A 14,213-nucleotide genomic window follows, 5' to 3' on the forward strand; every position below is an offset into this window, starting at 1 on the left:
CCCAGCGTGCCGACGAATCGCCGGTTGACTCGATCTAAACTGCAAATCGCAACGGTATCATCGAATACACCAAACGAACAACAAAAAAGTAGTAAAATGCTCAGCGGAGGAAGCGGTTGGCAGATACGCACACATCAATTAGCGCGCGGCGACGTACACGATGCGCGATGGGGCTTCGTACCCACAGTCCGGACAGTCGTACCAGCGCTGTACCTTTGCTCCATCAGCTGTCTTCTCGCCGACGAGGACGTCGTCGGTCGGACACTCCGGACAGTTCAGTTCGGGCGCTGGCCCTCCCGAAGTGCATCCCGGAACGTCGTCGCCTCCTTCGTCTCGAAGCCTCGCGACCAGATTGGGTAGCCGTCGACGAGGATCGCCCCGCGCCACTTGTACCGGTATGAATTTGGTGCCCGGTGTAGAACGGCTCGTGCTCCAGTCTCGGTGTTTCGATACGCGAGTGTTGGTGTACGACTCTCCCGGGACCAGTTGGTGATTCTGGGTATTGTCAGTCAGAAGTGGACGTCTGCGGGGACAATCCAGAGTGTCTGGCTGTCTTCCTCTTCCTCGAGGACACGATCGAGCTGATCGCGATGGCGAATCCCCATCGCGTGCTGGTCGTACATCGGGATTGATGGCCCCTCGTAGGCACCGACCTGGTGGAACGCGTGGCGAGCGAGGTCCTCGTCGCGCATGATCGCCTCGTCGCTGAGCTCGTCGAGCGCCTCCTTCACGCGGTCGAGATTTCGCTGGAACTCTTCCTTTGTGGCGTTCCAGGCTCGATCGAGCAGTTCACTGCCCTCCTCTGAGTTGACGGGTGCTGCCGTCGGTAGGTCTCCCCAGCGGGCCTTCCCGGCGACCGTCGTATCCTCTTCGTCAAAGGTTACGAAGTAATCGAAGACGGCACAGGAATGCGACTCAACCCCGACTAAGTGATTGAATACCGTCTTCCCAGTAGCCAAAGCTTCGTCTTTTGTCGATGCCTCTACGAGCGCGTAGATGACCATATGCATCTGCATCACTCCGACGCTCGTCGGAGCTGACGACCAGTTCCGACGCGCGCCAGTCTCTCGCCGGCGCGAATAGACAACTAATGGAGACAACAGCAGTTCAATAAATCTCACGTAGCTGGCCTCACATTCTATGACCGCGGATTCAATTCATACAATACAGAAATATTTGATAGATAATGAAGCGTACTGACCGAATACTTGACTGACCGGCTAGTGAATGATTACGATGTACTGTCTTCTCGAATCTCGAATCGAGCACCACCAGTATCGCTCTCGGTGACCCGGATCGTCCACCCGTGGGCATCAACGATCTCAGAAACAATTGCAAGCCCGAATCCAGTGCCGTCCGTCGCAGTCGAATACCCGGACTCGAAGACCTGGTCGCGCTCAGTCTCGGCGATTCCGTCACCGTCATCGGCAACATAGAATCCCGGTCCGTCCTCGAGCGGGCCGAGACGAATCGCAACGGCGTCGCCACCGTGTTCGACCGCGTTCCGAAGGAGATTCTCTAGGAGCTGCTGGAGCCGATCTGGATCTGCCGCTACCGTCACATCATCTTCAATACTGAGGGTTGCATCGGCTGTGTCCACCAGTTCCCAACACTCGCGGGCGATTGCTGACAGCTGGACTGGTTCTGTCTCCCCGATGGGCTGGCCTTGGCGTGCGAGCGTGAGGATCTCCTCGATCAGCTCTTCGATCCGGGCATGTGCGTCGGCTATCTTGTCCAGGTGTTCGTTGTCGACTTCCTCCTGGACGAGTTTGAGTCGACCGTCCGCGACGTTGAGAGGGTTCCGGAGGTCGTGTGACACGGTGTTCGCGAACTGTTCGAGCCGTTCGTTCTGGCGCTCCAGCTCCGCCCGGTACTCCTCTCGGTCCGTGATATCCGTCAGTGTGATCATTTGTCCCAGCCGAGTTAGATCGGCCGTAAATGGGGTGGATGAGAGCTGATAATACCGCAGCCCGCCGACGCGGTCGACTTCGACGACCCCGTCATCGGCCGCGAGCCGTTCGGTGAGCTTGGGTACAGCAGTGTCGATCTGCCCGCCCTTTTCCAACGCGGGAAACAGGTCACTCGCGGCCGCGTTATATTCGCGGATGCGGTCGTCGTCGTCAAGCATGATTACCGGATCCTCGCGTCCTCGAGTCAACTGGACGGCTTGGAACTCCTCCAAGTAGAGATAGAGCACCCCAAGCGCAAACAGCGCCACACCCAGGGGTTCGTAGGTGATGTCCGGAAGTCGAGGACTCACCGTCCCGACGAGATCGGGGATGATCGGCAGGCCGGTGAGGCCGACCAACACGACCAACGGTGTCGCGTCGCTGCCGACCTGCCAGAACAACTCCAAGAGCATAAAGTAGCCGACGGCGGCGAGGACGTACGCGAACCCTACCACAACCCAATGGAGCAGTCCGTTCTGGACGGCGAGGTGCGGGAACGGTGTGGCGACGACCGTTGCCGTGAAGTAGAGCCCGTGGAGCGGATTCGTGACTTTGACCAGAGCGACAGTGACGAAAAGGGCTACGGCGACACGCTGGATCGTCCGGTCTCGATGGAGTGACCGGCCGGTGTACGCCGAACAAAAATACAGCCATGGGCCGATCGTACTGAACCCAACAATAAGCCCGACGACGTAGGTCGCGGTTTTAAGCTCCTGAGACGGGACGACTAGGAAGACGGCCTGGATGAACGCCCACCCGCCGCTCGTCACGAGGAGCGCCACGAGTCCCCAACGCGTGTCCGGGTCTTCGATGTGGCGGGCACGGCGGACGCTCACAAAGCAAGCGACCGACGCAGCGATGAAGACGGAGACGAGCCCAGCAAAAAGTGGTGTCATCGTCGCGAAAGGAGCCGACATCATGTGGTCCTCGGTGGGGCAGTCCACAGTTTTTCGGCGATGATTGTCCTCCTCGTGGGGCGAGCATATCGCGTCGCTTCGCGCCCGCTCGGTCGCTCGCCGTCGCACGGATCGTGGTCGCTCATTCCGTGTGTGCCTCCGACCGGTGATCGCGGTCCGTCGCATCGTAGGCGAGGCCTACAGTCCCGAGGAATCTCTCGTCGTCGCCCCGAACCGGCTGGAACCATATCTCGAACACAGCGTCGCCGACGGTGTTGGTCGCGGTCACCGCGGCCCCGTCGAGTGCCCGCCGAGCCTGCGCTTTGATGTCGGGATGGTCGTCGAAGACATCGAACAGCGAGTCACCGACTACCTCACCCGCTTCCAGCCCGAGTTTTGCGAGCGCACCCCCCTGCGAGCGGGTGAACACGCCTTCGTCGTCGGTCGTCCAGAAGACCACCGGTACATTCGCAAGAACAGTCTCTAACGCGGTATCGAGTCGCGACAGTTCCTCGATACGCTTGCGGCGTGCCGTGACATCCCGCATCGCCCCGACCAACTTCACGACCGCACCGTCGTCGATGACGGGGGTGAGCTTCGTCTCCCAATATCGCTGGTCACCGTCGACTGGAATCTCCTCGGCGTACTGGATCGTCTCCTGGCGGTCGACGCACCGGCGGTACTGCGACTCAATAGTGGCACCGATCTCCTCGCCGACGATCTCCTGGGGCGTCTTTCCCTGGATCTTGGTACCCGTGAGTCCCGTCAGTTCCTCGTAGGCGCTGTTGACGCGCTGGACGCGAAACTCCTCCGGTTCGATGACGTCGATCAGGAAGATCGCGTCTTGAGTGTTCTGGAAGACGGTTTCGGCCAGTTCGATCTCTTCTTTTCGCTTTTCGCGCTCGGTGACGTCCCGGAGAATCGAGAGGTGTTGCCTGGGGACGACGTTCGGCTTCGCGCTGTACTCGACGATCCGCTCGGTTCCGTTTGCGGTGACGATCGGAAACGTCCCACGGTCCCGGTCAGTCGCTTGGAACTCCACCCAGGTCTCGTTAAAGTCGAGATCATCGGGGACGAACTCACGGATCGACCGGCCGAGCAGGGACGGTTTCGGGAGTTCGAACAGGTCGGCTGGGCGTTCGTTTACCTCGATATAGCGGCCGTCATCGTCGGCAATCAAGATCGCGTCGGACGCTTCGTCGAACACCGCTCGGAATTTATTTTGAACGCGCGAGAGAGTTGGCTCGTCGCGTTCGTGCACGTCCTGTGCGGTGGTAGTCGTGGTTCGGGGCAACTCGATACTCATACAAGTGCCATCGTCGGTAACGGTCGCCTCGATTGTCCCGTCGTGGCTTGTCACGATCCAGTAGGCCAGCCAGAGACCAAGCCCACTTCCATGTTCGAGCGGCGTCTCAGTCCCCTCGGTCAGCACCTGTTGTTCGATTTCGGCAAGGCCGGCCCCGTTGTCGTCGATCCGGATCCGCACGGCATTCGGGACCGCTTCCACCGAGACGGTCACAGTGGGGGCCGCTCCCGTATGTTTGGCAGCGTTTTCGATGAGTTCGTACAGGGCTCGCTCCAGATCGGGCCGCACGGCGAGCGTCACGTCGTCCGCCTCCTTGAGAGTGATCGATGCGTCCGGAAACTCGGGGCTGACGTCGTGAATCACGCGGTCAAGGAGCGACCGGAGACTGGTTTCTTCCCGGTCGAACTCCTCGACGATAACCGATTCGAGCACGCGCGCCTTCTCGCTGAGGTTGAGGAGTCGGTCGGTTTGGTCGATAAGCGATTGTGTCTCCGGACTGGCCGGAAACTGTTCGGCGATGCGTTCGGCTCGTCCGCGAATCACGGTGAGGCTGTTCCGGAAATTGTGGCGAAGGACGCGGTTGAGAACCGTCGCAAGATTCGATTGCCGGGTCAGTTCGTTCTTCTGTTGTCGTCGTTGCAGGTCGTGTTCGAGCGAGCGGGCGATGAGTGCGGTGAACATCGTTTCAGCCGCTGTGAACGGCTCGCGTGCCGTATCAGAGACGAAACATACCGTCCCGTACGTATCGTTGTCGATGGTGATTTCCGTCCCGTGATAGCAGTCGAGCCCGTGGGTCTCGTAGGCGGGGTCATCGCTCCACCCTTGCGCTGGGACGTTATGGAGTGCGATCGACGTGTCCTGCTGGAGCGTGCGCCGGCAGTATGTGTTCCGGAGATCATATATCTGACCGGCCGCAAGCGGCCCCTCCGCGTCTGTACTGCTGACCGATTCCCAGTAGTTTGTGTGGGGGTCAATCTTCGTGATGTGCCCGTTATCGACGCCTAAATACGCCTTCCCGAGTTCGAGCGCCTGTTCTGCCTTTTCGACGAATGGCAGCTCACGATCCATAATCTCGGAGAGTCGCTGGCGCGCCTCGTCGGGAGTCAAATCACCACCTGTCATTGCCTCACCCTTGAACCCTGCTGTTGGCAGTACGATCGTGACTCTCACCCACTGCTGGAAACGACCTTGGGGTCGAATACGACCAGTAACACCAACTGTTATCGAGTAAGGTACAATCTCGAATGGGGGTGATTGGTCGATCCGGAGACATAACATAATATTAAAACGCTCACAAACAGAAGTATGTTCGGCTGAAGAATTCGGGACAGATGTTAACACATCATAATATACTAGATTAATTCTATATCACAACCATCTAGGAAAACCAACTCACCGGGCGCTGCTTGGCTCTGTCTGCTCGGTGCGCCGGCACCCTTCGCCGGCGCTCGAAAAACTCGCTTCGCGGGATCGCGGTCAGGAATCGTCTGTCCGCTCGACGGTGATCGTCAGATTGCCCGACTCGTAGTCGGCCTCGAAGTCGACGACGAATGCGTCCGCCTCGTAGGCGGCGTGGTAGGCACGGTGGCGTTCGAGAGAGCATGTCGCCTTGAAGTGGAAGAACGCAGCTGAGGTGTAGGGCTTGCTCTGGGTTTCGACTTGCGTCTCGAGGGATGCGGGGAGCGCGATTTGCAGCGTGTTCGTGTCGATACTCGCAACGAACGCCGTCGCTTCCTTGACAGTCATTCGCGAATGTGCGAGCGTCTCACCGGTGAGCACGTTCACCGGGGTTTCCGTCTCGTCGGTGAACAGGACGTCTTCGAAGGTGTGTGTCCCAAGGACCGCCTCGGGATCCAACTCGCAGTCGTGGAACGGGAGTCGTCTGAGGCCATCGAATCACGAGCCTACAGCGGGACTCACCCATTCTGGCTCATAAAAATGGCAGCTGCCACAAAACAGATCGAATTAGCCATATTGGAGTCCTCTACCGATGATAGGATTTAGCAACCGTGCTGTATAGAGGGCGCGAGTCGGTCAGGAGTGAGCGGTGTCGGTCGAGACGGTTGGTCGTCGACAATTTACAACCGAGTGACCGCAAACAGACCTCTGCCACCGTCGCGGGGGCGTCCACCTCCACGGCTCGGTCGCGGTCGAGGAGGGCGCGCGGGTCCGATCGGCAGCCTACGTCGAGGTGCCGGCACTGATCCACGAGGGCGCCGACGTCGGTCCGAACGCCTAAGTCCGCGGGGCGACCGTGGTGGGCCCCGTTGCTCACGTCGGCCACTCGATCGAGGTGAAGAACTCGGTACTGACGGCCAGCGCCTCGGTGGGCTCGATCTCGTACGTCGGCGACTCGGTGCTCGGCCGCGCGGTCAACTTCGGCGCGGGGACGAACGTCGCCAACCTCCGCCACAACGACAAGAACGTCCGGCGGGCATAAAAAGCGGCTGCGTCGACACCGGGCGCCGCAAACTGGGGTGATCGTCGTCGATGAGGCGAAGACGGGGATCAACGCCGCGCTGAACGCGGGTGACGTACTGCGCGCCGGCGAAACGACGGGGCCCGGCGAGGCGCTGACGCGCGACCGACGCTCGGAGTAGCGCACGCTCGACGCGGGGTCGGGATCACTCGTCTCGCCGCGCGTACCGCTCGAAGACGTCGCCGACCGCGTCCGCCGACTCTTTGAGCCGTTCGCTGTACGCCGGGCGCTCCCACGTCGGCGGCTTGAACCCGAGAGAGGATAGCGCGCCGTCCGCGACGCCCGGAACCGCGTGCGTGAGATTCGTCGGCGCGTCGAGCGGCCGCGCCGTCCCGTCGGCGTCGGCCGGGACGTACGACGCGGCGGCGACATCGATCGACTCGAACGTCTCGTAGCCGTCGAGTCCCGCTGACCAGAAGTCGCCAAGCCGCCGCCGGCGGCTCGGGTCGGCAACGTTGAGCAGCTGCCACGGGATCCGGAGCTCGATCGCGTCGCTCGACGGGGCGACGTGGACATCCGCGAGCGAGTCGTAGTCCGACGTCTTGGGATTGCCGTTACCGTAGCGGAGCCGCCCCGTCTCGACCGACTCGAAGGGGACGCGCTCGTTTGCTACCGGTACAGTGTAGCCGCGGTTAATCACCAGCCAGAGCGGCGCGAACGCGCCGGGCTCGGGGTCGCGATACCGGTCGAGATCGAAGCCAGCTGCCGTGCCGTACTCGTATGCGAAGGCGTCATAACGGGGGTATACCGTCACCCTTGAGTGGTCAGGGCCGCCAAGCCGGACGACGAAGTCGGCGGGCGCCGCTGCGCCGACCTCGTACGGGAGCGCCCGCGCGCCGGGGTCGGTGGTCCCGACCGTGAGGAGGTAGTTGGTCGCGTTCCAGTCCAGTTCGCCGTCAAGTCCCGCGAGTTCAAGCCGGACGTTAAGGTACGCCGCGTCGCTCGTGACCCGGACCGCCGTCAGCTCGCGCGCCGCGTCGGCGCCGTCGCTGAGGCGGACCGGATCGCGTTGAGGCATCGCGGCGGTTGCGTCCCTCCACGTGCCGGGCGACCCGTCGAGCGGGACGGCGTTCGCCGGGTCGAAGGCGAGCAGTCCGAACCGCTGTTCCGGCGTCTGGACGTTCGACCAGAACGGCCGACGGTTCGGGTCCGAGAACGGCGCGAGGTTCCACGTCCGCTTGAACCACTCGTCGTGCCAGCTGAACACGACCCCGCCCGCGGTTCCAGCCTCCTGGATGTCTTCGTACATCGCGGCGAGGATCTCGCCCTGTTCGGTCTCGGTGTGCCGGCCCTGATCACGGCCGTGAACGTCGCGCTGAGCGATGCCACGCGAGGACGGCACGCCAAACTCAGCAACGAGCAGCGGGTGGTCGGTCGCGTCGACGAGGTCGTTCAGGTAGCCGGCGTAGCTGTTCGGCTCGCCGCGGTGGTCAACGTAGTTCACGTACGCGGGTGTCTCGTTCAACAGCGGCGGATAGTACGGGTAGACGTGGTAAGCGGCGAACGTCCCGGCATCGTACGCGTCGGTCGCGATGACCGCGTCTGGGTCGACGGAGACCGCGTCCTCGTTCAGGAACGGCTCGTAGGGGTGTTTGAGGGGGTCGGTCGTCACCCAGTTCGTGAACGCCGCGGGGCGTTGTGCGTTGTACTCGCTCGTCTCGTATGTGACCGCGGCGTCGAGGCGGGCCGCGAGCCACGCCTCGAACGGAGATCCGTCCGGCGCGGTGAGGAACTCGCCGTCGTAGCCGTCCGGCGCGTTCACCCGGTTCGTCTCGCGGACGACCGCCGGCGGCCACTCGATGCCGATGACGTAGCCGAGGACGGCGTCGTTCACGTCCGCATCGTAGGTCCCGCTCGCGTACCCCGGTTCCGGTTCGATCGTCGTCGCGCCGTGGACGGCGTCGACGACCTGTCGCATCGAGCGGTCGAAGGCGGCCGACAGCGTGGTCGCGTCGCCGGCATCGCGGAGCGTCTCTTCGCCGATCCAGTTGCCGTGGAGGACGTAGATGGGCTCAGCGTGCGCGCGGTTGTACGCCGCAAGCGCCCGGTAGAATGCGGGCGGGTGGACGGTGTACACGCGGACGACGTTGACGTTCAACTCGCCCATCAGCCCCAGCCAGCGGTCGTACTCTGCCCGAGTGATCGCTGCCTCGCCGGGGAACCGGCCGGGCTTGGCCATCCCGAGGTTCACGCCGCGGACATTAATGTCGGTGAACGGGTCGTCACCGACCGCGACTTCGAACCCCGATTCACCGATCCGAACGCGACGAGGTCGGTCGTCAACCTCTGAGGACGCCGCGTCACCGCGGAATCCACAGCCGGCAGTCCCGACCGCGCCCGCCGCTCCGACACGGCTGAGAAATCGACGTCTGCGCACACCGAGTCTCACTCGTCGAACGGATATAATGCTGGCCCAGCCGCCTCCACTCGGCTCCATCCCGACTGCGGTACACGGGAGTCACAGAGGAATAACAGGGAACCTCCGACTTCTGTCGGGGGAGGTTGTCAAAAGACCGCTCTACTCTTGTTCGAGTCCCACGCGCGTCATTTCTCCCCACGAGGTGTCACCCCGGAGAAACTGGACGAGTCCCTTCCACGCGATGAACGCCTTCCATTGTCTGAACAATACGTTTTCGACCACGCCGTAGAACAAAATTCCGAGGATATCACGCGGGTGGACGTATTGCCGGAATCCATACACCTCGCTGAACGCGCTGAGCCACGACATAAGCGTCCCGAGACCGACGGCGACGGCGACAAACAACAAAAAGAAGGGGCCATTAAGCAGCCCGAGCAGAAACGCGATCGGGACGAGCAGATATCCGAGTCCCTCGATCAGCGGGCCGAAAAACTCGACGAGGACAAAAAAGGGGAGCGCGACGAGTCCGATGACACCGTACTTTGGCCGGCCGATCATCCTACGATGTAACAGGAGGGATTCGATCAATCCCCGGTACCATCGGCTCCGCTGGCGGCCGAGCACTTGTCGGGATTCCGGCACCTCAGTCCAGACAACGGCATCAGGGACGAACTCCACTCGGTACGCCTCGTTGAGGTCGCCAAAATGACGGTGGAGCCGGACGACAAGTTCCATATCCTCAGTGATCGTGTCAGTCGAGTAGCCGCCGATTTCGCGGACTGCGTTCGTTCGAAACAGTCCGAATGCGCCCGAAACGATTAGCAGGCTCTTCATTACACTCAGTCCGATCCGACCGGCAAGGAACGCTCGGAGATACTCCATCGTCTGAAGATTGACCAGCGCTGACCCTGACAGACGGACGCGTTCGACAACGCCGTCACGGATCGTACAGCCGTTCGCGACCCTGACCGTGCCGCCGGTTGCGATCATCTGCTCAGGATCACGGAGGAATGGCCGGACAATCTCGATGAGGCCGCTCCGTTCGATCACCGTATCGGCATCGATCGCACAGAACAACGGTTGGTCAGTGAAAAACACGCCAGCGTTGAGCGCGTCTGCCTTCCCACCGTTTTCCTTGTCGACGACGACGAGATCGGCGTCAGACGCGCGGTAGACATCTCGGATCGGCTCACAGGGGATCTCAACGGGGTACTCAGCGTCGACCCGTTCGAGATCGAATGCGTTTCGGAGCTGATCGAGCGTGTCGTCGGTCGACCCATCGTTGACAGCGACGATCTCAAAGTCTGGATACTCAACGCTCAACAGCGACCGAACGCTGGACGCGACAACCGGCCCCTCGTTGTACGCCGGCAAGACAATCGCGATCCCCGGAATCACCGGACTTTCGTGGATGTCGTAGGCCGGGGTGACGCGCTGCTCGCGGCGGTTCTGCCGGATCCCAACGAGCGCCGCGAGGTGTATCAACAAGTAGCTGCCGTTGATCAGGACAAAATAGCTGACGAAGAACCAGGTGCTCGCCGTGAGGAGCGTGTCTACGACCATGCAGCGGAAACACCCCACATCCGTCGACGTCGTCCAACCGCCTCGTCGGCGAGCACCCAATCAACGAACGGGGCTAACCACGCCGGCGAGTTCGTGACGTCGGTTCGCGGGTGCGACATGTGAGCCCTCGCGAGTGCAAGGCCATCAGTCTCGTCGGCCGTTGCGATCGCCCAGCGGAGCCACGCCGCGGACCGATCCGTGTTCCACGACGAGAGCAGCAAATAAACGTCGCGGCGGACGGCGACTTCGGAGTCTTCAAGCAGCGTACCGATATCAATCTGCGACTGATACGCGCCTCGCCAGCCGTGGCGTTCGACAACGCCAACAGCAGCTGCCCTGACCCGCGGTGAGGTGTGAGTGAGAAGCGGTGGCAGCCAGTCAAGACGGCCGTGTACATCCCCAATATTACAGTATCGAAGGACGATGAGCACTTGGACGAGCAACCCCTCATCCCAGCTGTCTGCCTCCTCGGCGAGTCTCGTCAGAAGCGGCGTCTCGATCCCGTTGTTGAGTCGATAGAGCGTGTCCAACCCGAACGCTGTAAGCGACTCGCTGTCAACGATCAGGTTGGTTCCGATCGCACTCGCGTCCGGATGATCGCTCTCGTAAAGCACCCGCGCGGCGCCAGCTCGGAGTTGAGGCGTCGTCATCCCCGACGAGGTGAGCCGGTCGGGGTCGACCGGTTCCTTCAGTAGTGCAAGCCACGTGAGCGCGCGGAATGGGTGACGGCCTCGATCGACGTTGCGCATGGCCTGGTCTAAGATCCCAATCGCTGATGCGAGTTCGCGAAGCCGGCTGTGTTCGGTTCCGCGCAACTTCCGGAGATACTCGTCGAGCAGAACTCTGAGGCGGTCGCGCTCCACCCGTGAGAGCGTCACTATCCAGCCATTCCAGTCCGGATCGTCCGCGAACAGCCGCTCAAATAGCTCCAACCGAAGGTCGGTCTGAACGCGTTCGCTACGCCCCTGGATGTAGTATATCCAGACGGACGCTCCCAGCGTCAGGACACCGACGCCAATTGCAAGGAGCGCGATCGCTCCGGCGGTCCAAATAAGTACTGTGTTGGCGATCATCGGGGCTGCCTCATTTGGGTCATTTGTGCGTTCGTCGGGGTCATCGGAACCGACTCATCGGAGTCGGCTGCTGACGCGAGCAACCAATTCATTCGGACTGAACGGTTTCGTCATGTAATCGGTCGCACCGCGTTCGAATCCCTCGACGACGTGCTCTTCCCGTCCGCGAGAGGTCAACATAATCACCGGGACTGACGAAAGGCTGTCGGCCTCACGGACCCGCTCGAGTACCTGCAGTCCCGTGAGTCCGGGCATCATGATATCGAGGACAATCAAGTCCGGGGGGTCGCTCGATTCAAGATACTCCCAACACTCTCGGCCGTTCTCGAACGCGGTCACAGACCGGTCACCGCCGCTCAGTTTGAACTCAACGATATCCCGGATTGTATCATCGTCGTCAGCGATGACGATTTCGTGTGTCATATCGTTCTCACGACGTATTCGTGAGTATCCGCGTCCACACAATTCATTAACCTTCCGTCTCCGGCATGGAGGTAGTCGTTCCCGTCGCTCCGTCGGTTCGGATTTCGAATCGGGCACCGCCTGCCGTGTTCGGGATCGCAAGCTCCCACCCGTGCGCCTCGATGATGTCGGTCACGCTGCTTAGGCCGATTCCGGTTCCCTTCGCCGAACGGGTTTTTCCGAGCTTGAGCACGTCGTCGCGCGCACCCTCAGGAAGTCCGGGACCGTCATCGACGACATAGAACCCACCAGCATCTAGTGGGCCAACCTCCACGTCGACCTCCGACCCGGCGTGTTCGACGCTGTTGCGGAACAGGTTTCCGAACAGTTGGAGCAGCCGCGTCTCATCGGCGTCTATTTGTCCGAGGTCGCCGGCGATCGAGAGCGTCGCCTCCGGTGCGTCGACGTACGACCATGCCTCTGTGACAACACTTGCTACAGAGAGGGTGCGAGGCTCAACGGCTGTGCGCTGGCCGCGGGCGATATCAAGCAGTTCGTTGATAAGTCCTTGCATCCGGTTGTGGGAGTTCTTCACCCGGTCAAAATGAGCGCTCTCGTGCGTTTCGCGAGCGATTTCGAGGAATCCGACCGCCCCAGCGAGGGGGTTCCGCAGGTCGTGGGCTACCAGGTGGGCGAACTCCTCGAGCTGTTTGTTCTGTCGTTGGAGTGCTTCGCCACGCCTCGCGAGCGATTCTTGCTGGTCAACATTAATGAGAGCGTTTGTGACGAGCTCGCCAAGGAGTGTGAGACTCTCGATGTCGATGCCTTCGAACGTGCGGGGCTCCGTTGCCCCGTTCACGATCACTCCACGATGGCCAAGCGGGATGTGGATCTCTGACCGTAACGGCGTGTCCGGGTTATGTGGGTCCGTCTCATCGGCGAGGTCCTCATACCACCGAACCTCCTTTGTGTCAAAGCTTTCCCACACGAGTGCCTCGCCCCGCTCGAAGACAGGCGTCTCCTCGATAAGCTCGCGGGCGTTCTCCGTCGCTGCCAGCGGCTGGAGTGAGTCCGTCGCCTCATCATACTGCCAGCAGGCCGTTATTGGCAGGTCAAATAGTTCGGCAGCGGCATCAACCGCAATCTGGGCGACTGCTAGCTTTGACTCGGCCAGCATCAGATTCTCGCTCACCTCGTGAAGTCGACGAAGCACCCGTTCGGTCCGCTGCCGTTCGAGGTTGTGGCCGGCCCAGAGCCCGAGCAACCGAACGAACTCACGTTCATTCGGTGAAAACGACCGGTCACGGGCATCTGCCGCGGCGAAACAGAACGTTCCATGTAATGCTCCGTTGACCGGGACCTTTGTGCCGATGTAACAGCTGATTCCGGACTCCACGTACGTTGGGTCATCTGCCCCGAGGTCCGTTTCAGCATCTTGGATCGCCACTGGGTCGTCGCTTGTGACCGTCAGCCGACAGTACGACGATTTTAGTGGCATCGATGTATTTTCGAGCCCGTCAAACCCGACAACCCGGTCAAAACGCTGGGTCTCTCCGTCGACAGACGACAAGTAGCCGATCGGGAGATCGAGAAACTCACAGCCAACCTCGAGCGCTTGCTCGATTTTCTCTTCGGCACTCAGTTCGGTGTTGACATCAGCTTGGTACAGCCGGTAGAGAGCCACCTGCTGTCGTTCGAGGGTTTCGAGCGCACGCTCGCGGTCCGTCACGTCACGAACAGTGCCGACAACCCCGTTACCACCACCCGATCCCTGCCGCCCGCAGAGCCGCAGTTCTAGTTTTGACCCGCTCGTCGTCTCGACTGTCATTCGATACTCGCGTTGTGTGCCCTCGCGGAGGATCTCTAGTGCCTCGACAAATCGATCATACTCTCCCGCGTCGATCGCCCGGACATCAACGAGCCGGTCGAATGTCGCGCCAACTAATGTTTCGCGATCGATCCCGACGAACGACTCGATCGCGGCGTTAACGTACGTGATCGTATCGTCGTCGTTAAGCACGAACACGCCATCGGTCATCGTCTCGACGACCGATTTGAAGCGATCCGATGGAGCTCCGTCCGAGGGTCCAGCTGCGTCGGCAGACTCTTCGGATGTCATCGGGCTTGTCTTCCGGCTCTCATCCGCTCGGCGCTCGAAACGTTGGGGAATCGACCTTGATGATTGT

The 14,213-nt window shown here is 61.2% G+C and carries 9 protein-coding genes and 2 pseudogenes; 1 reads left to right on the plus strand and 10 read right to left on the minus strand.

All coding sequences use genetic code 11. The features are described from left to right. Positions 1-138 precede the first annotated feature (138 nt). The 5 genes and pseudogenes from NO930_RS13490 to NO930_RS13510 form a co-directional block, all read right to left on the minus strand. Positions 139-503: pseudogene (locus NO930_RS13490) on the minus strand (DUF7568 family protein). Between the two features lie 6 nt (positions 504-509). Next, on the minus strand, positions 510-1,010 hold the full coding sequence (locus tag NO930_RS13495) for a DUF7995 family protein (protein WP_256403816.1): 501 nt from the start codon (positions 1,008-1,010) through the stop codon (positions 510-512). 221 nt (positions 1,011-1,231) lie between these two features. After that, complete coding sequence (locus NO930_RS13500) at positions 1,232-2,893, minus strand: sensor histidine kinase (protein ID WP_256403817.1); 1,662 nt, start codon at positions 2,891-2,893, stop codon at positions 1,232-1,234. A 94-nt stretch (positions 2,894-2,987) separates the two neighbouring features. Continuing rightward, the gene (locus tag NO930_RS13505; protein ID WP_256403818.1) at positions 2,988-5,258 is read right to left on the minus strand and encodes a PAS domain-containing protein; all 2,271 of its coding nucleotides are present in this window, start codon (positions 5,256-5,258) and stop codon (positions 2,988-2,990) included. Between the two features lie 369 nt (positions 5,259-5,627). Beyond that, the gene (locus NO930_RS13510) at positions 5,628-6,008 is read right to left on the minus strand and encodes a DUF8025 family protein (RefSeq protein ID WP_256403819.1); all 381 of its coding nucleotides are present in this window, start codon (positions 6,006-6,008) and stop codon (positions 5,628-5,630) included. A 268-nt stretch (positions 6,009-6,276) separates the two neighbouring features. Here NO930_RS13510 and NO930_RS13515 point away from each other — a divergent pair. Then, positions 6,277-6,751: pseudogene (locus NO930_RS13515) on the plus strand (bifunctional sugar-1-phosphate nucleotidylyltransferase/acetyltransferase); the annotation flags it as partial. A gap of 24 nt (positions 6,752-6,775) precedes the next feature. Here NO930_RS13515 and NO930_RS13520 read toward each other — a convergent pair. From NO930_RS13520 to NO930_RS13540, 5 genes are all read right to left on the minus strand, one after another. Continuing rightward, on the minus strand, positions 6,776-9,007 hold the full coding sequence (locus tag NO930_RS13520; RefSeq protein WP_256403820.1) for a glycoside hydrolase family 113 protein: 2,232 nt from the start codon (positions 9,005-9,007) through the stop codon (positions 6,776-6,778). Positions 9,008-9,148: 141 nt separating this feature from the next. After that, positions 9,149-10,552 carry a glycosyltransferase family 2 protein gene (locus NO930_RS13525; RefSeq protein WP_256403821.1) on the minus strand — a complete coding sequence of 468 codons (1,404 nt, stop codon included), beginning with the start codon at positions 10,550-10,552 and terminating at the stop codon, positions 9,149-9,151. Then, a complete protein-coding gene (locus NO930_RS13530; RefSeq protein WP_256403822.1) occupies positions 10,543-11,625 on the minus strand; it encodes a hypothetical protein in 1,083 nt (360 codons plus the stop codon). Before NO930_RS13530 ends, NO930_RS13525 begins: the two co-directional genes overlap by 10 nt. 54 nt (positions 11,626-11,679) lie before the next feature. Then, positions 11,680-12,048, minus strand: coding sequence for a response regulator transcription factor (locus NO930_RS13535; RefSeq protein WP_256403823.1), 369 nt, complete (start codon positions 12,046-12,048; stop codon positions 11,680-11,682). Positions 12,049-12,094: 46 nt separating this feature from the next. Next, positions 12,095-14,146, minus strand: coding sequence for a GAF domain-containing sensor histidine kinase (locus NO930_RS13540; protein ID WP_256403824.1), 2,052 nt, complete (start codon positions 14,144-14,146; stop codon positions 12,095-12,097). Between the last annotated feature and the right edge of the window lie 67 nt (positions 14,147-14,213).

The sequence above is a fragment of the Halorubrum salinum genome (assembly GCF_024494575.1).
Lineage (GTDB): Archaea > Halobacteriota > Halobacteria > Halobacteriales > Haloferacaceae > Halorubrum > Halorubrum salinum.

What these genes read in the sequence shown, in the direction of transcription:
- NO930_RS13495 (WP_256403816.1), bottom strand. Translation starts at nt 1,010, where the DNA reads ATGCATATGGTCATCTACGCGCTCGTAGAGGCATCGACAAAAGACGAA.
- NO930_RS13525 (WP_256403821.1), bottom strand. Translation starts at nt 10,552, where the DNA reads ATGGTCGTAGACACGCTCCTCACGGCGAGCACCTGGTTCTTCGTCAGC.
- NO930_RS13530 (WP_256403822.1), bottom strand. Translation starts at nt 11,625, where the DNA reads ATGATCGCCAACACAGTACTTATTTGGACCGCCGGAGCGATCGCGCTC.
- NO930_RS13535 (WP_256403823.1), bottom strand. Translation starts at nt 12,048, where the DNA reads ATGACACACGAAATCGTCATCGCTGACGACGATGATACAATCCGGGAT.
- NO930_RS13540 (WP_256403824.1), bottom strand. Translation starts at nt 14,146, where the DNA reads ATGACATCCGAAGAGTCTGCCGACGCAGCTGGACCCTCGGACGGAGCT.